This window comes from Streptomyces sp. R28, from assembly GCF_041052385.1.
Classification (GTDB): Bacteria; Actinomycetota; Actinomycetes; order Streptomycetales; family Streptomycetaceae; genus Streptomyces.
The window spans coordinates 7,237,059-7,258,755 of the sequence record NZ_CP163439.1 but is presented as its reverse complement, the minus strand read 5'-3'; the positions used below and the strand labels follow the sequence as shown (position 1 = coordinate 7,258,755).

Genomic DNA, 21,697 nt, shown 5'->3' with positions numbered 1-21,697 from the left:
CTACCCGTCCCGTCCTGAAGGGGCTCCGCCCCTTCGACCCCGCTCCTCAAACGCCGGAGGGGCTGAATTTCAGCCCCTCCGGCGTTTGTTCAGGCGGTGGTCAGTGCCTTCGGCAGGTGGCCCGTGTGGAGGATCCCCAGCCTCTGCGTGGCCCGGGTCAGCGCCACGTACAAGTCACTCGTGCCGTACAGCCCCGGCTCCACCACCAGCACGGAGTCGAATTCCAGCCCCTTCGACTGACGCGGGTCGAGGAGGACCACGCTCCGCGTGAGGTCGGGCTCGGCGCCCTCCGTGACCCCGTCCAGTCGGGCCGCCAGTTTCCGGTGCAGATGGCGTGGGGCGATGACCGCCAGCCGGCCCTCCGCCGGGGTCAGCTCCTCGACCGCCTTGGCCACCGCGCCGGCCAGGTCGTCGGTGGCGCGCACCCAGGGCCGTACGCCGGTCGAGCGGACGGAACTCGGGGGCTCGAAGTCAGGGTTCTGGGCGCGGACCACCGCCGCCGCCAGTTCCATGATCTCGGCCGGGGTGCGGTAGTTGACGCCGAGGCGGGTGTGGTCCCAGCGGTCCTCGACGTACGGCTCCAGGATGCCCGCCCAGGAGCCGACACCGGCCGCCTCGGCGGTCTGGGCCGGGTCGCCGACCAGGGTCATTGAGCGGGTCGGGCTGCGCCGCATGAGCAGCCGCCATGCCATCGGCGACAGCTCCTGCGCCTCGTCCACGATGATGTGCCCGAACGCCCAGGTGCGGTCGGCCGCCGCACGCTCGGCGGCGCTGCGGTGGTCGTCCTCCTCGTGACGTTCGGCGAAGCGCTCGGCGTCGATGATGTCGTGCGCGGACAGCACCTCGGAGCCGTCGGGATCGCTGTCCTCCTTGTCCTCGAACTCATAGGTGCGGGACGCGAACGAGACGTCCAGCACGCCCTGCGCGTACGCCACCTGCGTCGCGCGCTCGCGGTCCGCGCGGGCCCGGGCCAGCCGGTCGTCCTCGCCGAGGAGTTCGGCCGCCTCGTCGAGGAGCGGTACGTCCGCCACCGTCCACGCCCGCGTCACGGGCCGGCGGATCGCGCCCACGTCCTCATCGGGGAGGTAGCCCACGGGGTCGGCGAGGAAGTCCGCGACCAAGCGCTGCGGCGTCAGACGCGGCCACAGCTGGTCGATGGCGGCCCAGACCTCGGGGTTCTCGGCGAGCTCGTCACGGATCTGGGTGACGTCGCTGGGGTCGAGGAGGCTGGAGCCGTCGTACGGGTCGGTGCCGACGCGCTCGGCGTACAGCTCGGTGAGTGTGTTGAGGATGTGGCCCTCGAAGTACTCGCGGGCCACGTTGTGTGGGAGCCCCGTGTCCCGGGTGCGCTCGCGGGCCACCTTCACCAGGTCGTCGTCGAGCATCAGGATTTCGCGTTCGTGCTCGATCGCGATCACCGGGTCCGGCAGCGACTGCCAGTCGCGGACGACCTCGGCGAGTACGTCGGCCATGTCGGCGCGGCCCTTGACCGCGGCCGCCTCCCGGCTGTCCGTCGCTGTGGCCCGCACGCCGGGGAACAGCTCGCCGACCGTGGCCAGCAGGACACCGGTCTCGCCGAGCGAGGGCAGGACCTCGCCGATGTAGCCGAGGAAGGCGGGGTTGGGGCCGACGATGAGGACCGCGCGCTTGGCGAGCAGTTCCCGGTACTCGTACAGCAGATACGCGGCGCGGTGCAGCGCGACGGCCGTCTTGCCGGTGCCGGGGCCGCCCTCGACGACGAGCACGCCGCGGTGCGGGGCCCGGATGATCTCGTCCTGCTCGGCCTGGATGGTCTGCACGATGTCGCTCATCCGGCCGGTGCGCGCGGAGTCGAGCGCGGCGAGCAGCACGGCGTCGCCGGTCGGGTCCTCGTGGCCGGTCCGCTCCTGGTCGCCCAGGTCGAGGATCTCGTCGTGCAGAGCGGTGACCGTACGGCCGCTGGTGGTGATGTGCCGTCTGCGCCTGATGCCCATCGGGGTGTGGCCGGTGGCCAGGTAGAAGGGGCGGGCGACGTCGGCCCGCCAGTCGATCAGGATCGGCGTGCGCTCGGCGTCGTCGGTGCGCAGGCCGATGCGGCCGATGTGGTGGCTGACGCCCGAGGCGAGGTCGATCCGGCCGAAGCAGAGCGAACCGTCCACCGCGTTCAGCGCGGCGAGCAGCCCCGAGCGCTCGGCGACGAGGATGTCCCGCTCCAGTCGGGCCTGCATGGGCGTGTTGCCCTGGGCGAGCGCGTCCCCGACGGAGGTCTCGGTGTCGCCGCGCAGCGCGTCCACGCGCGTGTACAGGGAGTCGATGAATTCCTGCTCGCGTCGCATTTCACCGTCTTGCAATTCGGTGTTTGACAATTCTGCTCCCGCCCGGATATAGTGTGCTCACTGGACTTCACCGCGACTTCGTCGGGCCCAATCCGACTCGAAGTCGCGAACCATTGAATATACGCAAAGAAATCCCCCGGGCGCAATTGCCCGGGGGATTTCTTTGTACCCGAAGTGGGTCACAGCACGTCGGCGAGCTCCTCCAGGAGCCTGCGCTTGGGCCGTGCCCCCACCATCGACTTCACGGGCTCACCGCCCCGGAACACCATCAGCGTGGGCGTCGACAGCACGCCGTACGCGATCGTGGTGCCCGGATTGCGGTCCACGTCCAGCTGGACGATCCTCAGCCGGTCGCCCTCCTCGCCGGCGATGGCGCTCAGCACCGGCGCGAGCTGGCGGCACGGGCCGCACCACTCGGCCGTGAACTGCACCAGCACCGGCAGTTCGGAGCCGATCACCTCCGCTTCGAAGTCCTCGTCCGTCACCTCTGCCACGCCCGCCGCCTTGATCACAGCTCCTGCCCTCCCAGTTCGCACAACGGTGGTTCCCCCTCGGCGAGCGCCAGCCGCAGGCCGATCTTGGCGCGCACGGCCTGCAACTCCCCGATCAACGCGTCGAGTTCGTCCAGCTTGCGCCGGTAGACCGCGAGCGAGGCGGGGCACGTGTCGCCTTCCGGGTGCCCGGCCCGCAGACACTCCACGAACGGCCGCGTCTCCTCCAGGTCGAACCCGAAGTCCTGGAGCGTGCGGATCTGCCGGAGCAGCGTCAGGTCGCTCTCGTCGTAGGTCCGGTAGCCGTTGCCGCTGCGCCGCGCGGGCAGCAGCCCTCGCGACTCGTAGTAGCGCAACGTGCGCGTCGTGGTCCCGGCCCGTGCGGCCAGCTCGCCGATTCGCATGCGTACGAACGTAATCCTTGACGCCGACGTCAGGGCAACCGCGGCAGCAGGGGCTTTCTGCGCACCGGGGAGGACAGCACGATCGATGTCGTCGTCCGGCCCAGCGCCGAGGTCTGTTCGAGGACGTCCTCCAGGTGGACGGTGTCCTCGACGGCGACCTTGAGGATCCAGCAGTCCTCGCCGACGACGTGGTGGACCTCGATGATCTCCGGGCGGTCGAGCAGCTCCAGGGTGCGGGGGTGCTTGAGGGTGTAGCCGCCGTGCGGGTTGACCCGGATGAAGGCCTGGATGCCGTAGCCGAGCCGGGCGGGGGTGACATGGGCGCCGTACCCCGTGATCGCGCCCGCCGCCTCCAGTCGCCGTACGCGCTCGGTGACGGCTGCCGGGCTGAGTCGCACGCGGCGGCCCAGCTCGCTCAGCTTGATCCGGCCGTCGGTCTGGAGCAGTTCGAGGATCTGCCGGTCCAGGGCGTCGAAGGCCACCGATGTTTCGTCGGCGGCCGGGCGCAGATGCCGTGGTTCTTTCGGCACGGCGGCCTGATCTCCCATGTCTTCCCCTTCAGAACGCGGTGCGGGGCCAGGAGAATTATGGTCATGCGAAAGGCACGAGAGGTACTGGTCATCGGCGGCAACCGCTATTTCGGCAAGCGGCTGATCGCGCGACTGCTGCTCGCCGGGGACCGGGTGACGGTTCTCAATCGCGGCTCGTCGGCGCCGCCGCCGGGCGCGGTCCATCTCGTCGCCGACCGCAGCGACGAGAAGTCCCTGACGGCGGCGCTGGGTTCACGGACGTTCGACGCCGTGGTCGACCAGGTCTGCTACACACCGCGCCAGGCGGAGATCGCCCGCCGGGTCTTCACCGGCCGCACGCGTCGTTACGTGCTGACGTCGACGGTGGAGGTGTACGAGTACGAGGACTCGATCGCCCCCGTGCGCGAGGGGGACATGGATCCGCTGGGCGTGGCCGTCGATCTCGAACTCCCCTGGGACGACCCGGAGTTCCTCGACGCCCACTACGGCGAGGGAAAGCGGCAGGCGGAGGCGGTCTTCGCCGCCGCACCCGACCTCCCGTACGCGGCGGTGCGTGTCGCCCATGTGCTGGGCGGGGACGACGACTTCACGGGCCGTATGGCGCACTACGCGAGCCGCATCCGCGCCGGTGCGCCGATCGCCGTGCCGGTGGTGAACCACCCGGCGACGTACATCCATGTCGAGGAGATCGCCGACTTCCTGTTCTGGGCGGTGGGCCAGGACTTCACGGGGCCGGTCAACGCCGCCTCGCACGGCCTGCTGACCACCGAGGACCTGTGCGACGCGATCGCCGCGCACCTCCCGGACGGCAAGGCCGTCTTCCGGCAGGTCGAGGTCGGCGAGGTCTCCCCGCTGTCCTTCACCCGCTCCTACGGCATGGACAACTCCCGTGCCACCCGGCTGGGTTTCCGCTTCACGCCCGCCCGGCAGTGGCTCCCGAAGGCGGTCGCCGAGACCCTGGGAAAGGCCGACTGACGTGCGTTGCCGCACGCTTGGCCCCCAGGGTCCCGGCGAGTCCCGAACCGCTCGCCGGTCTCAGCGCGGCCGGCCGGCCGGCTCACCGCCGCCCGGGGCCGGGGCCGGGGCCCCGAGGTGGCGTGTCAACTGGTCGGTGGCCTTCACCAGCGCCGGCGTGACGAGAGCCACCGCCACCTTCCAGACGGGATCCGGCATCAGCGCCACGGCCGCCGCCACGGCGAGCAGCGGGACGAGTGCCCGAGTGACGCGCACGCCCCTGCTCGGCCGCGTGTGTGCCTGTGCGTCGAGGTACCCACCGGTCAGCACCGCCAGTTCGGCGACGACCAGCACGAGTGCCAGGGTGATGTCCACGAGAACCCTCCGCTCAGTCGCCGGCCGAGCTGCAGTCCCAGTGCCCGGCCTCCCTGGTGCTGTTGGCCACGACGGCCGGAGCGGGGTCCGTGCCGCCACCGGGCGGGTTCGCCTTCCACTCGCAGCCGAAGTCCTTCATGAAGTGCTCGAAGGTGTAGTTGTGGTACTTCGCCTGGATCTTCTTCAGCCTCGCGATGCCCGCCGGGGTGGCGTTGAAGGCCCTGCTGTACTCCTTGGCGTCCTTCACCAGGCAGCCCGCGGAGACGATCGCCCCCACCCAGCCCGCGCCCTTGGAGGCGAGGGTCTTCCCCAGCGAGGAGACGCTGACACCGGTGGCCAGCAGCGAACCGCACACGCCGGCGATGCTCCTGTAGCCACGCCCAGCGGACGGCTGGGCCGCCCCCGTGGCCGCCTGGGCCGGAGCCACGCCGGCCGTGAGGAGCACGGCCCCGGTGGCCGTGCCGATCAATGCCTTGCGAACTTTGTCCATGGGTTCCCCGGACTTCCTCTGTGTCCTTGACGGTCACCGGTGGAGAGGTACCGAAGATCAACCGGGGTTGGGCAAGGACGGGTAAGGGAACGCAATCTTCCGGTAATGCCGTCAGGCGCACGGCAGTTGCCGTGCGCCTGACGGGATTTTGACCTGGCGGCTGAGAGACGGGTGAGCATCCCAGCCGCCCGGAGTGTGCCGGCCGGACGCCCGGCCCCGGTTCAGGTGGGGCCGGACGTCCGGAGTGAGGAGGGGCCGCAGGGCCCCCGCGGAGCGCCTACGCCTTGGCGAGTTCCTTCTCGTCGCCCTGTTCCGACGCCTCGGCCGGGGCGCCGTGGCCGTCGTCCTGGAGGGTCGCCTCGTCGAACGGGATCTGACCGGCGAGCACCTGGTCGACGCGCCCGCGGTCGATCTCCTTGGTCCAGGTGCCGATCAGGACGGTGGCCACGGCGTTGCCCGCGAAGTTCGTCAGAGCACGGGCCTCGCTCATGAAGCGGTCGATGCCGACGATGAGGCCGATGCCGTCCACCAGGGCCGGCTTGTGCGACTGCAGACCACCGGCCAGCGTGGCCAGACCCGCACCGGTGACACCGGCGGCGCCCTTGGAGGCGACCAGCAGGAAGAGCAGCAGCGGGATCTGCTCACCGATGGACATCGGCGTACCCATGGCGTCGGCGATGAAGAGTGACGACATGGTCATGTAGATCATGGTGCCGTCGAGGTTGAAGGAGTAGCCGGTCGGGACGGTGATGCCGACCACCGGCTTGCTGACACCCAGGTGCTCCATCTTCGCGACGAGCCGCGGCAGCGCGGACTCCGAGGAGGAGGTGGACAGGATCAGCAGGAACTCGCGGCCCAGGTACTTGAACAGCGTGAAGATGTTGAGGCCGGAGACGATGCGCAGCAGGGCGCCGAGCACGATGAAGACGAAGAGGAAGCAGGTGACGTAGAAGCCGAGCATCAGGATGGCGAGCTTCTTGAGCGCGTCGACGCCGGCGGACCCGGTGACGGCGGCGATGGCGCCGAAGGCACCGACGGGGGCGGCCCACATCACCATGGCCAGGATGCGGAAGACGAGCCGCTGGATGTGCTCCACACCACGCAGGATCGGCTGTCCGGCCGAGCCCATGGCCTGCAGCGCGAAGCCGGCCAGCAGGGCGATGAGCAGGGTCTGCAGGACCGTCTCCGAGGTGAAGGCGGAGACCATCGTGGTCGGGATGAGGCTGAGCAGGAACTCGGTGGTGTCCTTGGCCTCCGAGTCGACCTGCTGGTGACCGGCGTCCTTGATGGCGTCGGTGATGTGCAGACCCGTGCCCGGCTCCAGGATGTTGCCGACGACGAGACCGATACCGAGGGCGACCAGCGACATCACGAGGAAGTAGCCCAGCGCGATACCGCCGACGGCACCGACCTTGGTGGCCTTCCGTACCGAGCCGATACCCAGGACGATCGTGCAGAAGATGATCGGCGAGATCATCATCTTGATCAGGTTGACGAAGCCCGCTCCGATGGGCTTCAGCTCGACCGCGAAGTCGGGCGCGACCAGGCCCACGGTGATACCGAGGGCCACCGCGATGATCACCGCGATGTAGAGGTAGTGCGTGCGGTCCCGCTTGGCGACGGGTGCGGCAGGTGCCGTATCGGGGGATTTGGCGGCGGCCACGGCTGCCCTCCTTGACGTCTTCGTCGGTATCACCGGCGTGCGGCTCACGTCCGGGGTGGGGGTTCGCTGACGGGGAAGCGCGCCCCGGGGAGCGGGGGTCGTACTCCAGCGATGCGGCGACTATCCCCTGCCGTGTGAGGGCGGTCACCCTTCCGTTCATTTAGTTCACCGCGCGCTTACACGGCAGCGGCGCGCGGGACGTTCGGGTGTCATCGCCGGGCCCAGTGGAGTGATCTGGGTCACGTCCTGTCACAGCGGACGAGGACGCGGTGTCTTGAGGCCGAACCCCTGGAACCGGAGGAGACACCATGACCGAGAACAGCAACGTCATCGTCGTCGGCGGCGGATACGCGGGTGTCATGGCGGCCAATCGCCTGACTCAGCGCGGCGACGTGACCGTGACCCTGATCAACCCGCGCTCGACCTTCGTCCACCGGATCCGCCTGCACCAGCTGGTGGGAGGGTCCGACGACGCGGTCGTCGACTACCGGGAGGTCCTGGCCGAGGACGTCCGGCTGGTGGTCGACAGCGTGACGCGGATCGACGCGGCCGAGCGCAGCGTGACACTGGCGACCGGCGGCACGGTCGGCTACGACCACCTGATCTACGCGGTGGGCAGTGGCAGCGCCGACCCGGGCGTGCCCGGCGCGGCCGAGTTCGCCTACCCGATCGCCGGCCTGGAGGAGGCGCAGCGGCTGCGGCCGGTCCTGGCCGCCGCGTCCGCGCAGGCCCCGGTGACGGTCGTCGGAGCCGGGCCCACCGGTATCGAGACGGCCACCGAGCTGGCGGAGGCCGGCCGTACCGTGACCCTGGTCTGCGGCGGGGTGCTCGGCCCGTATCTGCACGCGCGGGGGCGGCGCTCGGTCGCCAGGCGGATGGCCGAACTCGGTGTGACCGTCCTTGAGGGCCCCGACGCGAAGGTGACGGCCGTGACACGGGATGCCGTACGGCTCCGTGGCGGCCGTACGCTGCCGAGCGAGGTGACCATCTGGACCGCCGGCTTCGGCGTGCCGGACCTGGCCGCGCGGAGCGGGCTGAGCACCGACGCCCTGGGCCGTCTGCTCACCGACGAGACGCTGACCAGCGTGGACGACCCGCGCATCGTCGCGGCCGGGGACTCGGCGGCGCCGTCGGGCCTGCCGTTGCGGATGAGCTGCCAGGCCGCGATACCGCTGGGCGCGCGGGCCGCCGACACGGTGCTCAGCCGGATCGCGGGTGAGCAGCCCGCCGCCCTCAACCAGGTGTTCGCCGGGCAGTGCATCAGCCTGGGCCGCGACGCCGGCATCTTCCAGTTCGCCCACCGGTACGACGTCGCGCTGTGGTTCCACATCGACGGCCGCCCCGGCGCGAGGCTCAAGGAATTCGTCTGCCAGGGCATCGTCAAGCATCTGGCCGCGGAGTCGAGCAAGCCCGGTTCCTACCGCCTGCACCGCGTCTCGGGAGGTGCCAAGCGTCAGGAACTGCTGCGGGCCGCGGGCGAGACCCGGGCCACGGCTGCGGGCGAGACCCCCGCCGTCGAACACGTGGCCTAGCCCGCCCACGAACAGGGGAGAGAACCGGGCATGAGTGATCACGCCACCGATCAGGCGACCGAAGCCTTCGTCGCCCACCGCAACCTGCTCTTCACCGTCGCGTACGAGATGCTCGGCTCGGCGGCCGACGCCGAGGACGTCCTGCAGGAGACCTGGCTGCGGTGGGTCGAGGTCGACCCGGAGCAGGTGCGCGACCAGCGCGCCTACCTGGTCCGGATCACGACCCGCCAGTCGCTCAACCGGCTGCGCACGATGACGCGCCGCAAGGAGGCCTACGTCGGCCCCTGGCTGCCCGAGCCGCTGCTCACCGCGCCGGACGTGGCCCAGGACGTCGAGCTCGCGGAGAGCGTGTCGATGGCGCTGATGCTGGTCCTCGAGACACTCTCCCCGACGGAGCGCGCCGTCTTCGTACTGCGTGAGGTCTTCGAGGTCGACTACGACGAGATCGCGGTCGCCGTCGACAAGAGCCCCGCGGCCGTCCGCCAGATCGCGCACCGCGCCCGCCGGCACGTCGACGCGCGCCGCCCTCGCGCGGCGGTCTCCGCGAGCGCGACCCGGGCGGCCCTGGAGTCGTTCCAGCACGCGCTCGCCACCGGGGACCTGCAGGGCTTCCTCGACGTGCTCGCCCCCGAGGTCGTCCTGGTGAGCGACGGCGGCGGCGTCAAGCAGGCGGCACCGCGGCCGGTGGTCGGCGCCGACAAGGGGGCCCGCTTCATCATCGGCGGCGCGGGCAAGCAGGAAGCGACGCTCACCAGCGGCCTCACCGAGGTCAACGGCAGCCCGGCACTCGTTCTGCGCCTGGACGGCGAGATCGACGGTGTCATGGCGATCCGCCTCGAGGACGCCCGCATCACCGGCCTCTATTACGTCCGCAACCCCGAGAAGCTGACCCGCGTCGAATCGGAGACCCCGCTCACCCTGCGGTGAGGATGCACACGGCGAGCACCGCTCGAGCGGTGCTCCCGTCCACAGGGGCAAGGGGTTGAAGGGGTTGTCCACAGGGGGGAGCGGTCAAAATCGGCCATGGGGCAGACTGACGGCATGCGCATCTCCGTCCCGAGGCCCCGCAGCCTGGCCGGCCAGCTCTTCGCCATGCAGGCCGTGCTGATAGCGGTGCTCGTCGCCGGGTACGCGGTGTTCACCTACGTCAGCGACCGCGGCCAGGCCGAGGACGCGGCGCGCCGCCAGGCCATGGCGGTGGCCCAGTCGATCGCCGACGCCCCGTCCGTACGGCAGGCGATCCGCTCCGCCGACCCGACGACCGACCTCCAGCCGTACGCGCTGCGCGTCCAGCACCACACCGGCGTCGACTTCGTCACGATCATGAACCCCCAGGGGATCCGCTGGACGCACCCCGACGAGGACCAGATCGGCCAGCACTTCCGCGGCCACACGGAGCGCGCCCTGCGAGGCGAGGCGTTCACCGAGACGTACACCGGCACGCTGGGCGCGTCCGTGCGCGCGGTCGTGCCGATATACGACGGTGGTACGGCCCCGAAGGACATCGTCGGGCTGGTCAGCTCGGGCATCAGGGTCGAGGAGATCAGCAAGCGGGTGCAGGACCAGCTGACGGCCCTGCTCGGGGTCGCGGCGGGCGCGCTCGCCCTGGGCGCGATCGGCACGTACGTCATCAACGCCCGCCTGCGCCGCCACACCCACGGCATGAACGCGGCCGAGCTGAGCCGGATGCACGACTACCACCAGGCCGCGCTGCACGCGGTGCGCGAGGGGCTGCTGATGCTGGACGGGCAGTACCGGGTGGCACTGATCAATGACGGCGGGCGGGAACTGCTCGGGGTGGGCGGCGATGTGGTGGGGCAGTCGGTCGCGGACCTGGGCCTGCCCGCACCGCTGACCGGGGCGCTGCTGGCGTCCGAGCCGCGGGTCGACGAGGTGCATCTGACGGCGCAGGGCGTGCTGGTGGTGAACACGTCCCCCGTGTCGGGCGGTGAGCGGCGCGGAACAGTGGTGACCTTGCGGGACGTGACCGAACTCCAGTCCCTGATGGGCGAGTTGGACTCCGAACGGGGCTTCACCCAGGCGCTGCGGTCGCAGGCGCACGAGGCGGCGAACCGTCTGCACACGGTCGTCTCGCTGATCGAACTCGGACGCGCCGAGGAGGCGGTGGAGTTCGCGACCGCCGAGCTGGAGCTGGCGCAGGCCCTGACGGACCAGGTCGTCGCGGCGGTGAGTGAGCCGGTCCTGGCGGCGCTGCTGCTGGGCAAGACGGCGCAGGCCAACGAGCGGGGCGTCGAACTCGTCGTGTCGGAGGACAGCCGACTGGACGACAACCTGCTGCCGCCCTCCCTGCCGGCCCGGGATCTGGTGACGATCCTCGGCAACCTGATCGACAACGCCGTGGACGCCGCGCAGGGAAGCGTACGGGGGCGGGTGACGGTGACGGCGTACACGGAGGGCGCGGAGCTGGTGCTGCGCGTGTCGGACACGGGGGCCGGGGTGGACCCCGCGCACGTGGAAGCGGTGTTCGAACGCGGCTTCTCGACGAAGCCGGCCGGGCCGGGCGGGCGAGGGCTGGGGCTGGCGCTGGTACGGCAGGCGGCGCATCGGCACGACGGGACCCTGTCGGTGGCGGAGGCTGCCGGGGGTGGGGCGGAGTTCGAGGTGCGGTTGCCGTTGGGAGAGGGTGTGAAGCACCTGCCGGGTGCCGGGGCCTCGCCGGGCGCCGAACTCCCACCAGGTGCCGAACCCGTGCCGGACGGCAGGCCTACGCGGCAGGCCGAGCCCGTGCGGGGTTCCGAGGGCGCCGTGGTTTCGAGAGGTGACATATGACGGGGGCGGCCGAGCAGGCGATTCGCGTCCTGGTCGTGGAGGACGATCCGGTCGCCGCGGACGCGCACGTGATGTACGTGGGCCGGGTGCCGGGATTCGTCGCGGTCGGCAAGGCGCACACGGGCGCGGAGGCGCGGCGCGCACTGGAGCGGACGCCGGTGGACCTGCTGCTGCTGGACCTGCACCTGCCGGATGTGCACGGGCTGCAACTGGCACGGTCGCTGCGGGCGGCCGGGCACCACGCCGACGTGATCGCGGTGACGTCGGCACGGGACCTGGCCGTGGTGCGCGAGGGGGTGTCGCTGGGGGTCGTGCAGTACGTGCTGAAGCCTTTTACGTTCGCGACCCTTCGGGATCGGCTGGTGCGGTACGCCGAGTTCCACGCGGCGGTCGGGGAGGCGAGTGGGCAGGACGAGGTGGACCGGGCGTTGGCGGCGTTGCGGGCGCCGGGCCCGGCGGCACTGCCGAAGGGGTTGAGCGGGCCGACGCTGGAGCGGGTGACCGGGGCCGTGCGGGAGGCCGAGGAGGGCCTCACGGCGGCCGGGGTCGCCGAAGCGGTGGGGATCTCCCGGATCACGGCCCGGCGATACCTGGAGCACCTGGTGGAGGCGGGCCGAGCGGAGCGGAAGCCGGTCTACGGGCAGGTCGGGAGGCCGGAGCTGGTGTACCGATGGGTGCGCGGCGAGCGCCGTTGAGTCACTGCCGCCCGCCGTCCGCCGTACCGAAGGGCAGCGCGTACCCGACGAAGTACCAGCCCAGCGCCGCCACCGCGACCGCCTCGCCCACGGAGAGGATCACGAGCCCCGGCGAGGTCCCACCCCCGGCCCAGTACACGACGAGCGCGCTCAGCGGTACGACACAGAAGGCGAGCAGGTCGACCACGAGCTGCACGGCCTTGCGCGCCACCCTCCTGGTGTCCCCGCGGTGGAAGTTCTCCCATCCGAAGGCGCCCTCGGCACCGGCGAGTTGCGCGAGCCGAGGCCCCAGCTCGCCCCGCACATACGTCCCGATCGCCGAGATCTTCTCGTCGTTGACCAGATAGGTCCACCCGAGCACGACACACACCGGCGGCAACGCCAGCAGCATCGACGTCTGCTTGGCCTGCGCCGCCGCGGCGATGACCGCGGCGACGACCGCGAGGGTGACGTACAGCAGATTGTCCCGGAACCCGATCCGCGCCTTCTGCTCGTCCTTCACACTCTGGTACTCGGCGAGCAGTAACTGCCCGACGGTCACCTCTGACTCCGTCCCGGCCATGGCGACGATCCCCTTCCCTCGGGTGGCCAACGACCCGCCTGCGCCGGTCACTTGGCAGTACCTTAAGGGGGTGCCAGAGACCTCTCCCAGCGTTGTCGTCCTCACCGCGCTCGCGCTCGAATACGCCGCGGTGCGGTCGCACATCGTGGACCGTGAGGAACTCGTCCACGACAAGCACGGAACCCGCGTCGAGCGCGGCCGCCTGGAGGGTACGGACTGGACCGTGGCGATCGCCGAAGTGGGCGAGGGCCCGGTGAACGCCGCCACTGTCACGACACAGATCGTCTCCTGGCTGAATCCGCAAGCCGTGCTCTTCGTCGGGGTGGCGGGCAGCCTCAAGGAGGACATCGGGGTCGGTGATGTCGTAGTGGGCACGAAGGTGTACGGCATCCATGGCGGCAAGCAGACGGCCAAGGGCTTCCTCGTCCGCCCCGAAGCGTGGCCGGGCTCGAACGCACTGGTGCAGGCCGCCCGTTCCGCCGTACGGGACATGGCGGAGGGGCGTGCGCACTTCAAGCCGATCGCCGCGGGTGACGTGGTCCTGGCGGACGCCAGGTCGGAGATCGCCAAGCATCTCCGCGAGCACTACAACGATGCCGCGGCGATCGAGATGGAGGGTTCCGGCGCGGCCCACGCGGCCCATCTGAACGGCCAGTTGGACGCTTTGGTGATCCGGGGGATCAGCGACCGGGCCAACACCGCGAAGAGCAGGGCTGACGCGTCCGGCTCGCAAGCACGGGCGGCCGCGCAGGCGGCTTCGGTGGCGGTGGCGGTACTGCGGAAGCACCGGCCGCGGGGCGGGGGTTCCGGGTCCTCCGGTTCCACAGCCTCCTCCGGCTCCGCTGCCTCCTCCGGCTCCGAGGAGGGGCCCCATTACGGGGGCGATCACATCGACTTTCGGGGCGGGACGTTCTACGGACCTGTCGTCGGCAAGCAGACCGGAGGGCAGCGGTCCGGAGGGCAGCGGTAGGGGGACCGTCCACGGACCGGTTCCGCGCGCGAGCGCCACGCTGCCGCCACGGCCTCCGGGGTTCACGGGGCGGTCGGCTGAGCTGGAGCGGTTGCTTGCACAGCTCGCGCCTGATGCGGGGGCTTCGGCCGCGCTTCCTGTGCTCATCTTCGCTGTCACGGGGATGGGTGGCATCGGCAAGACGGCGTTGGCGGTGGAGGCGGCGCATCGGGCTTGTGCGCAGGGGTGGTTTCCCAGCGGGACGCTGTTCGTGGATCTGCGGGGGTACGACGACGATCCGGTAACCGGAGATCAGGCGGTGCTGGCACTGCTCGACGCACTGGGAGTGCAGGGCAGTGACTTGCCGCAAACGACCGTCCGTCAGTACGACACCTACCGCGAGATCCTCGCCGAACGACAGGACCGGACGCTGCTGATCCTGGACAACGCCTCGGATCCGTCCCAATTCCTCCCCCTCCTCCCCGGCACGGACCGTCACCGGGTGTTGATCACCTCCCGCAACCGCCCGGACGCCCTCCCCGTCCGCCTCATCGACCTTGAGACACTCACTCCGGACGACTCCGCTGCCCTCGTGACCCGGGCCCTCCACGACGCCGACGAACGGGACGACCGCCCGGCGCGGGAACCGCACGCGTTGCGCGAACTGGCCGACTTGTGCGGTCACTTGCCCCTTGCTCTTCAGATCGCCGGCGCAATGCTCCGTCGGCGTCGGCACCGTGACATCGCCTCGCTGGTGGCCGAGATCAAGGAGGCCGAGGACCCGACCGCCGTCCTGGACAACGGCAGTGCAGGCACGGATCTGTACGGCCGCTCGCTCGCCCTCCGCCCTGTGCTGGAGACCTCGTATCGCCGTCTGCCGCCCGAGCAGGCCCGGTTGCTGCGTCTGCTGGCCCTGGCTCCCGGCACCGACACGAGCGCGGAGGCCGTGGCTGCCCTGACCGACCGGGAGACGGATGACACCTTGGGGCGGCTGGAGGATTTGGCCTCCGCCGGTCTCGTGACCCCGGTACCGGGTGGGGATGTGCGGTGGCGGTTGCATGACTTGGTGCGGGCGTTCGGGATGCGGGTGGTGGCGGGAGACACGGTCTTCAAGGAGGAGGGAGATGCAGCTCGGGAGCGGCTGCTGGCGTTCTACTGCCGGTGGGCGGATGCGGCTGATGACCGACTGCGGTGGCTACCAGGCGCGCCGGAGCCGCAGCGGTTCACCAACCGGGCGAAGGCGCTGGCATGGCTGGACAGCGAACGGGCTGGACTGGTGGCCGCCGTGCAGTGGGCGCGCGAGGACAGGTACGCGGACAGGGCGGTGCAACTGGCCTTTCATTTGGCGGAATACCTCGAATGGCGGCGGTTTCTGCATGACTGGCTCACAGCCGCCCGTACCGCTCGGGAGACGGCCCCCCGCATCGGGAACCGTTTCTACGAGGGTGCGGCGTTGACCAACCTCGGAAACGCCCTGCGAGAGGCCGGCCAGGTGGAGGAGGCGATCGCCGCCTACACCCACGCACGTGATCTCCATCGGACCGACGGGCACAGCCACTGGGAGGGTCTGGCGTGGGACGGTCTCGGAATCGCCCTCCAGGAGGCAGGCCGGGTGGAGGAGGCGATCGACGCCCACATCCGCGGCCGCGACCTGTGCCGGGCCGCCGGGGACCCTCACGGGGAGAGCGGAGCGTGGAACAACCTCGGAATCGCTCTGCGGGAGGCAGGGCGGGTGGAGGAGGCGATCGACGCCCACATCCACGATCGCGCGCTGTGCCAGGCTGTCGGAGACCGTCACGGCGAGGGAAAGGCGTGGAACAACCTCGGAATCGCCCTGCGGCACGCGGGCCGGGTCGAGGAGGCGATCGAGGCCTACGCCAAGGACCTGGAAATCTGCGGTGAGTTCGAGGACTGGTACGGATCGGGTCTGACCTTGGGGAACCTGGCCCGCATCCATGAGGACACCGATCGTCCCGCCGAAGCCCGCGCCACCTGGCTCCGGGCCGCCGCCGCCTTCACCCAAGCCAATGCCCCCGACCGCGCCAACGATGCCCAATCCCGCGCAGACGCATTGACCTGACTAGACCACTCCACCTACGTTCACCAGGCAGCCACCCCCGCGCCACACCGAAGTGAGCCCGCAGGAGGTCATGCCCGTGCGCCCCACCGCCACCCTCCCCGCACTCCTCGCCCTCTCCCTCGCCGCCGCAGCCACCCTCACCGCCTGCGGCAGCGGTTCCGGCAGCGACCCCGACACCATCAAGGTCTCCTTCAAACAGTCCACGGACAACTCCATCAAGGTGATGGACACCTACCTCGCGGACATCAAGAAGCAGTTCGAGAAGGCGAACCCGGGCAAGAAGGTCGAGTTCGTCCCCATCAAGGCCCCGGACTCGGAGTACTACACCAAGCTCCAGCAGATGCTCCGCTCCCCCAAGACCGCCCCCGACCTGGTCTACGAGGACACCTTCCTCATCAACTCGGACATCACCAGCGGGTACTTGAAACCCCTCGATCCGTACCTGGCCAAGTGGCAGGACTGGAACCAGTTCATCGACACGGCCAAGGAAGCGGCCAAGGGCGAGGACGGCAAGACGTACGGCATCCCGGACGGCACCGACACCCGGGGCCTGTGGTTCAGCAAGGACATCTTCGAGAAGGCCGGCCTGCCCGCCGACTGGCAGCCGAGGACCTGGAACGACGTCCTCGACGCCGCCCGCACCATCAAGCGGAAAGCCCCCGACGTCATCCCCCTGAACGTCTACACGGGCAAGCCCGTCGGTGAGGCCGCCACCATGCAGACCTTCGAGATGCTGCTCTACGGCACCACGGGCGGCACCACGACAGACGACCCGCTGTACGACAGGTCCGCCAAGAAGTGGATCACCGGTAGCCAAGGTTTCAAGGACGCCCTCACCTTCGTGGAGACCCTCTACAAGGAGAAACTCGGCCCCGACGTCTCCGACGCCCTCGACCCCAACGTCATGACCCGCGTCCGCGGCGAGTGGCTCCCGCAGGGCAAGCTCGCCATCGCCCTCGACGGCTCCTGGCTCCCGCAGGACTGGCTGCCGGGCAGCGGCCACGCATGGCCGCAGTGGTCCGACGAACTCGGCCTCGCGGCCATGCCCACCCAGAACGGCCAGGCCCCCGGCAAGGTGAGCATGTCCGGCGGCTGGACCTGGTCCGTCCCGGCCAAGGCGGCCAACCCCGACCTCGCCTTCGAGTTCGTCAAGACGATGCAGACGAAGGCGAACGCCCAGAAGTGGTACGTCGCCAACTCCGGCATCGCGGTACGCAAGGACGTGGCGAAGGACCCGTCGTACGTCACCGCCCAACCCGGCATCAAGTTCTTCACGGACCTCGTCGCGAGCACCCACTACCGCCCCGCCTACCCGGCGTACCCGAAGGTCTCCACCGCCGTCCAGGAGGCGATGGAGGGCGTGACGACGGGCGACATGTCGGTCGAGGACGCGGCGAAGGGGTACGACGAGGAGCTGAAGGCGGCGGCGGACGACCAGGTGATCGAGAAATGAGCACTGCCGAGACGGGCTCCCGCGTATGACGCGGGCCCGGTCCCTCAACCACGCCCCCACCCGTTCCCTCAACCGGTCCCTCAACCACGCCCCCACCCGTTCCCTCAGCCGCGCCCTCCCGGTCACCCCGGCCGTCGTCCTGCTGCTCCTCTTCCTCGCCGGCCCCATCGCCTACTGCGCCTACATCGCCTTCACCGACCTCCAGCTCACCGGCCAGGCCGAGGACTCGTTCGTCGGCTTCGACAACTTCCGTACGGCGTTCGGTGACGAGGCGTTCCTCAACGCGGTCTGGCTCACCCTCGTCTTCACCGTCGTCTCCGCCCTGCTCGGGCAGAACACCCTGGGCCTGGCCCTGGCCGCTCTGATGCAGCGCGCGTCGAAGCCCGTACGGACCCTGGTGGGCGGCATCGTCATCACGGCGTGGGTCCTGCCCGAGGTCGTCGCCGGCTTCCTCCTCTACGCCTTCTTCCGGCGCGAGGGAACCCTGAACGCCATCCTGGGCTGGCTCGGACTCCCCACCCAGAACTGGCTGTTCACCCTCCCGATCCTGGCGGTGTCCTTCGCGAACGTCTGGCGGGGCACGGCCTTCTCCATGCTGGTCTACTCGGCGGCCCTGAACGAGATCCCCAAGGAGATCACCGAGGCGGCCGAGGTCGACGGCGCGGGCGGCTGGCGTCGTATGTGGCACATCACGCTGCCGATGATCCGGCGCTCCATCGGCACGAACCTCATGCTCATCACCCTGCAGACCCTGTCCGTCTTCGGCCTGATCTGGGTGATGACGAGGGGTGGCCCGGGCGGCAAGAGCCAGACGCTCCCGCTCTTCATGTACGAGGAGGCGTTCCAGAAGAGCATGATCGGCTACGGCACGGCGGTCGCCCTGCTGCTGTTGGTGGTGGGCTCGTTGTTCTCGGTGGTCTACCTGCGTCTGCTGCGAACGGAGGTCTGACACCCATGCCCCGCACGCTCTCCTCCCGCACCCCCTCTTCCCGGCGCACCACCCACCGCCTGGCCGCCGACGCCGGCCTACTGGCGGTGGCCGCGGCCTTCGTGCTCCCGCTCGCCTGGGTGATCCTCTCCTCCCTGGACACGAACGCGAACCTCCAGGTGAAGCTCCCCGACGGCGTGACCCTGGACAACTTCGACGCGGTCCTGACCCCGGACATCACCTTCACACCCCTGCTCAACAGCCTGCTCCTGTGCGGCGGCGGAACGGCCCTGACGGTGGCGTGCGCGGCGCTGGCCGCCTACCCGCTGTCGCGGTTCCGGTCGCGCTTGAACCGCCCGTTCCTGCTCACGGTCCTGTTCGCGACGAGCCTGCCGATCACGGCGATCATGGTCCCGGTGTACGCCCTGTTCGTGCGGGTGAACCTGATCGACACCATGCAGGGCACGATCTTCTTCTTCGCCGCCTCTCAACTGCCGTTCGCCATCTGGCTGATGAAGAACTTCATGGACGGGGTGCCGAAGGAGCTGGAGGAAGCGGCCTGGACGGACGGCGCGTCGTCGCTCCAGTCGCTGCTGCGGGTCGTGCTGCCGCTGATGGGGCCGGGCGTGGCGGTGGTGACGGTGTTCTCGTTCGTGATGATGTGGGGCAACTTCTTCGTGCCCTTCATGCTGCTGCTCACGCCGGACCAGATGCCGGCTGCCGTGAGCATCAACGAGTTCTTCGGGAACCGGGGAACTGTGGTGTACGGGCAGCTGGCGGCGTTTTCGATCATTTACTCGACGCCGGTGATCTTGCTTTATGTGCTGGTGTCTCGGCGGTTGGGCGGGGGATTCGCGTTGGGCGGGGCGGTCAAGGGGTGAGCCGACCGGCGAGCGCGGTGGAGCGTCGGGATTGAGCCGCGTACGGCCTGTCTTCGGGCGGTCGATCCACCGTCGACCATGGCGCACTCAATTTCGACATCCGCCCGCACAACCGACCGCCGCGACATTCCAGCAGCACCCGCCCCGTAACGCACAACAAGATCGGCACCGCACAACCCGCCGCGAATATGCCCACTGACCTTGCCATTCACCGAATGCCACCACCCGCCGCAGCCATCATCGAGCCACCTCGGCAGCACCCGCGCCCCTGTCCGCACGCTCCCCAGGCGATCACCCCCCAGCGCCGAACCCGCCAGTAGCCGTAGCTTCCTACAATCCGTAATCCTGGCCGAACAGACCGTAGTCACCCCACTCCACCCGGCCTACGTTGTGCCCCGTGCGCCGACCCCCAGCCCAGCCGAACCAGCCCCCCAACCGCTCGAGCCACCGGAACCCACCCACTCCCCCGTTCAACGCCCCCGCCGCCCGCCGCCTGCGTGCCGGCCTCAACATGGGGCCCGAACACGTCGCCTACGGCATGCGCGCCTCGTACGGACTCCCCTACGTCACCGAGGACCTCGTCGTCGCCTGGGAACGCGAGCTCACCGCCCCCAACAGCAGCGAGCTCACCGCGCTCGCGGGCGTGCTGTGGTGCTCGCCCAGTGAGCTGCTCGGCAAGCCGCGGACGCTGCGCGAGCACCGCATCGCCCGGGGGCTGGCGCCCGAGGACGTGGCCCGTACCGTCGGGCACGAGCTCGTCGCGTATCTCCGCATGGAGGAGAGCGACGACTGGCACGGCACCGACCGCCAGTCCGCCGCCCTCGCCGACGTCCTCGGCCTCACCCTCCCGGACTTCATCACCGTCACCGGCCGGGACGCGAAGCTCGGCGAGCTGCTGCGCAGTGCCGTCTCGACGCGATGGCAGGCGTACGTACGGCCGGTCGGCAAGATGGTGCCCCTGGACCGGCGCCTGCTGGAGAACGTCCTCCAGGAGCTGCACCAGGACTACCAGGGGCAGATGACCGCCACCCTCAGCTGGGGCGGCGGCGGCAGTGACTCCAGCGCGGCCGGCCGCGAGTTCCTGGACCGGATCGTGGAGCGCTTCTGGACGACGGTCGGGGGTAGTCCCGCCTGAACCCTCCCACCCCGATTCCTCAGTGGTCGGTCTCCAGGTGCAGCTTCAGCAGGTCGATCCCGTAGTCGTTGCCGTACGGCGTCCGAACGTCGGCGTCATGACGACCTGGTCGCCCAGGACGAAGTAGTTGATCGCCAGGTGGTGGCGCTCGGTGCGGGTCTCCCTGCCGCCGCCGTTGTACTCGCCCAGGTACGCGTTGAGCTTCGTGATGTTGCGGGACTGGGTGAGCCCGTCCGCGGACAGGGCCGCGGCGAGCAGCGCGAAGCCGAGGTCACGCCGCTCGTCGGTGAGGTCGCCCATCCGGACGCCCTTGCGTTCCCCTCGGGGACGACTGTGAATCGGTGCTGGAAGACCGGTCTAGAACACCGACTCCGCCTCGTCCATCCGATCCTTCGGCACCGTCTTCAGCTCGGTCACCGCCTCCGCCAGCGGCACCATCACCACGTCGGTCCCGCGCAGCGCGGTCATCCTGCCGAACTCGCCCCGGTGCGCGGCCTCCACCGCGTGCCAGCCGAAGCGGGTGGCGAGGACGCGGTCGTACGCCGTGGGCACGCCGCCACGCTGCACGTGGCCGAGGATGACCGGCTTGGCCTCCTTGCCGAGCCGGCGCTCCAGCTCGAACGCCAGCGCCGTACCGATGCCCTGGAAGCGCTCGTGGCCGTACTGGTCGATCGCGCCCTTGCCGTAGTCCATGGTGCCCTCGGCGGGATGGGCGCCCTCGGCGACGCAGATCACCGCGAACTTCTTGCCGCGCGCGAAGCGCTCCTCGACCATCTTCACGAGGTCGGCCGGGTCGAACGGGCGCTCCGGGAGGCAGATGCCGTGCGCACCCGCCGCCATGCCGGACTCCAGCGCGATCCAGCCCGCGTGGCGGCCCATGACCTCCACGACCATCACCCGCTGGTGGGACTCCGCCGTCGTCTTCAGGCGGTCCATGGCCTCCGTGGCGACACCGACCGCCGTGTCGAAGCCGAACGTCCGGTCCGTCGACGAGATGTCGTTGTCGATCGTCTTCGGGACGCCCACCACCGGCAGGCCCGCGTCCGACAGCATGCGCGCCGCCGTCAGGGTGCCCTCGCCGCCGATCGGGATCAGTGCGTCGATTCCGAACTCGCGCGCGATGTCGGGGGCGTTGTCGCAGGCCTCGCGCAGCCGGTCGCGCTCCAGCCTCGACGAGCCGAGGATGGTGCCGCCGCGGGCCAGGATGCCGCTGACCGCCTCCAGGTCGAGGCTGCGGTAGTGGCCGTCCAGCAGGCCCGCGTACCCGTCCTCGAATCCGATCACCTCGTCGCCGTACTGCGCGACGGCTCGGTGCACGACCGACCGGATCACGGCGTTCAGGCCGGGGCAGTCGCCGCCTGCGGTGAGAACTCCGATACGCATCGTGCTGTGTCTCCTGCTCGCTGTTGATACCGGTGAGCCAGTCCGATTGTTTCACGTCTCGAAGGCCCCTGTCCGACCCTCGATCCT

21 protein-coding genes are annotated in these 21,697 nt (G+C 70.1%); 11 read left to right on the top strand and 10 right to left on the bottom strand.

The genetic code is table 11. From position 1 onward, the window contains the following. Positions 1 to 89 precede the first annotated feature (89 nt). From AB5J49_RS32740 to AB5J49_RS32725, 4 genes are all read right to left on the bottom strand, one after another. Positions 90 to 2,315, bottom strand: coding sequence for an ATP-dependent DNA helicase (locus tag AB5J49_RS32740; RefSeq protein WP_369172466.1), 2,226 nt, complete (start codon positions 2,313 to 2,315; stop codon positions 90 to 92). Positions 2,316 to 2,494: 179 nt separating this feature from the next. Then, complete coding sequence (locus tag AB5J49_RS32735; RefSeq protein WP_369172465.1) at positions 2,495 to 2,827, bottom strand: thioredoxin family protein; 333 nt, start codon at positions 2,825 to 2,827, stop codon at positions 2,495 to 2,497. Then, positions 2,824 to 3,210, bottom strand: coding sequence for a MerR family transcriptional regulator (locus AB5J49_RS32730; RefSeq protein WP_369172464.1), 387 nt, complete (start codon positions 3,208 to 3,210; stop codon positions 2,824 to 2,826). Before AB5J49_RS32730 ends, AB5J49_RS32735 begins: the two co-directional genes overlap by 4 nt. Before the next feature lie 29 nt (positions 3,211 to 3,239). After that, positions 3,240 to 3,758, bottom strand: a complete 519-nt coding sequence (locus tag AB5J49_RS32725) for an Lrp/AsnC family transcriptional regulator (RefSeq protein ID WP_369172463.1) — start codon at positions 3,756 to 3,758, stop codon at positions 3,240 to 3,242. Between the two features lie 45 nt (positions 3,759 to 3,803). Between AB5J49_RS32725 and AB5J49_RS32720 the strand changes: the two genes are divergently transcribed. Next, complete coding sequence (locus tag AB5J49_RS32720; protein WP_369172462.1) at positions 3,804 to 4,715, top strand: NAD-dependent epimerase/dehydratase family protein; 912 nt, start codon at positions 3,804 to 3,806, stop codon at positions 4,713 to 4,715. A 60-nt stretch (positions 4,716 to 4,775) separates the two neighbouring features. On the opposite strand, the gene AB5J49_RS32715 is transcribed toward AB5J49_RS32720, so the two are convergent. The 3 genes from AB5J49_RS32715 to AB5J49_RS32705 form a co-directional block, all read right to left on the bottom strand. Further along, the gene (locus AB5J49_RS32715; protein ID WP_369172461.1) at positions 4,776 to 5,069 is read right to left on the bottom strand and encodes a hypothetical protein; all 294 of its coding nucleotides are present in this window, start codon (positions 5,067 to 5,069) and stop codon (positions 4,776 to 4,778) included. Between the two features lie 13 nt (positions 5,070 to 5,082). After that, positions 5,083 to 5,559, bottom strand: coding sequence for a hypothetical protein (locus AB5J49_RS32710; RefSeq protein WP_369172460.1), 477 nt, complete (start codon positions 5,557 to 5,559; stop codon positions 5,083 to 5,085). Between the two features lie 277 nt (positions 5,560 to 5,836). Next, complete coding sequence (locus tag AB5J49_RS32705; protein WP_369172459.1) at positions 5,837 to 7,222, bottom strand: cation:dicarboxylase symporter family transporter; 1,386 nt, start codon at positions 7,220 to 7,222, stop codon at positions 5,837 to 5,839. A 308-nt stretch (positions 7,223 to 7,530) separates the two neighbouring features. Here AB5J49_RS32705 and AB5J49_RS32700 point away from each other — a divergent pair, with 308 nt between their 5' ends. The 4 genes from AB5J49_RS32700 to AB5J49_RS32685 all read left to right on the top strand — a co-directional run bounded on the left by AB5J49_RS32700 (position 7,531) and on the right by AB5J49_RS32685 (position 12,239). Next, the gene (locus AB5J49_RS32700) at positions 7,531 to 8,754 is read left to right on the top strand and encodes an NAD(P)/FAD-dependent oxidoreductase (protein WP_369172458.1); all 1,224 of its coding nucleotides are present in this window, start codon (positions 7,531 to 7,533) and stop codon (positions 8,752 to 8,754) included. Between the two features lie 30 nt (positions 8,755 to 8,784). Then, positions 8,785 to 9,681, top strand: a complete 897-nt coding sequence (locus AB5J49_RS32695; protein ID WP_369172457.1) for an RNA polymerase sigma-70 factor — start codon at positions 8,785 to 8,787, stop codon at positions 9,679 to 9,681. 114 nt (positions 9,682 to 9,795) lie between these two features. Then, complete coding sequence (locus AB5J49_RS32690) at positions 9,796 to 11,544, top strand: ATP-binding protein (protein ID WP_369172456.1); 1,749 nt, start codon at positions 9,796 to 9,798, stop codon at positions 11,542 to 11,544. Further along, complete coding sequence (locus tag AB5J49_RS32685) at positions 11,541 to 12,239, top strand: response regulator (RefSeq protein WP_369172455.1); 699 nt, start codon at positions 11,541 to 11,543, stop codon at positions 12,237 to 12,239. The genes AB5J49_RS32690 and AB5J49_RS32685 overlap by 4 nt, the downstream gene beginning before the upstream one ends. Before the next feature lies 1 nt (position 12,240). Here the strand turns inward: AB5J49_RS32685 and AB5J49_RS32680 are convergent, their stop codons facing one another. Beyond that, positions 12,241 to 12,801, bottom strand: a complete 561-nt coding sequence (locus AB5J49_RS32680; protein ID WP_369175344.1) for a hypothetical protein — start codon at positions 12,799 to 12,801, stop codon at positions 12,241 to 12,243. A gap of 70 nt (positions 12,802 to 12,871) precedes the next feature. Between AB5J49_RS32680 and AB5J49_RS32675 the strand changes: the two genes are divergently transcribed. From AB5J49_RS32675 to AB5J49_RS32650, 6 genes are all read left to right on the top strand, one after another. Then, entirely contained in the window at positions 12,872 to 13,771 is a 900-nt protein-coding gene (locus AB5J49_RS32675; RefSeq protein WP_369172454.1) for a 5'-methylthioadenosine/S-adenosylhomocysteine nucleosidase, read from the top strand. Positions 13,772 to 13,934: 163 nt separating this feature from the next. Next, positions 13,935 to 15,830 (top strand): tetratricopeptide repeat protein, encoded by a 1,896-nt coding sequence (locus AB5J49_RS32670; RefSeq protein ID WP_369172453.1) that lies wholly within the window; start codon positions 13,935 to 13,937, stop codon positions 15,828 to 15,830. A 70-nt stretch (positions 15,831 to 15,900) separates the two neighbouring features. Then, the gene (locus AB5J49_RS32665) at positions 15,901 to 17,283 is read left to right on the top strand and encodes an extracellular solute-binding protein (protein WP_369172452.1); all 1,383 of its coding nucleotides are present in this window, start codon (positions 15,901 to 15,903) and stop codon (positions 17,281 to 17,283) included. Between the two features lie 25 nt (positions 17,284 to 17,308). Beyond that, positions 17,309 to 18,232 (top strand): carbohydrate ABC transporter permease, encoded by a 924-nt coding sequence (locus AB5J49_RS32660; protein ID WP_369172451.1) that lies wholly within the window; start codon positions 17,309 to 17,311, stop codon positions 18,230 to 18,232. A 5-nt stretch (positions 18,233 to 18,237) separates the two neighbouring features. After that, the gene (locus AB5J49_RS32655; RefSeq protein WP_369172450.1) at positions 18,238 to 19,092 is read left to right on the top strand and encodes a carbohydrate ABC transporter permease; all 855 of its coding nucleotides are present in this window, start codon (positions 18,238 to 18,240) and stop codon (positions 19,090 to 19,092) included. Between the two features lie 511 nt (positions 19,093 to 19,603). Next, positions 19,604 to 20,227 (top strand): XRE family transcriptional regulator, encoded by a 624-nt coding sequence (locus AB5J49_RS32650; RefSeq protein ID WP_369175343.1) that lies wholly within the window; start codon positions 19,604 to 19,606, stop codon positions 20,225 to 20,227. Positions 20,228 to 20,272: 45 nt separating this feature from the next. Here the strand turns inward: AB5J49_RS32650 and AB5J49_RS32645 are convergent, their stop codons facing one another. Together AB5J49_RS32645 and AB5J49_RS32640 are read right to left on the bottom strand one after the other, a co-directional pair. Next, entirely contained in the window at positions 20,273 to 20,566 is a 294-nt protein-coding gene (locus AB5J49_RS32645) for a DUF3500 domain-containing protein (RefSeq protein ID WP_369175341.1), read from the bottom strand. Positions 20,567 to 20,584: 18 nt separating this feature from the next. Next, positions 20,585 to 21,610, bottom strand: a complete 1,026-nt coding sequence (locus AB5J49_RS32640; RefSeq protein ID WP_369172449.1) for an ATP-dependent 6-phosphofructokinase — start codon at positions 21,608 to 21,610, stop codon at positions 20,585 to 20,587. Positions 21,611 to 21,697 lie beyond the last annotated feature (87 nt).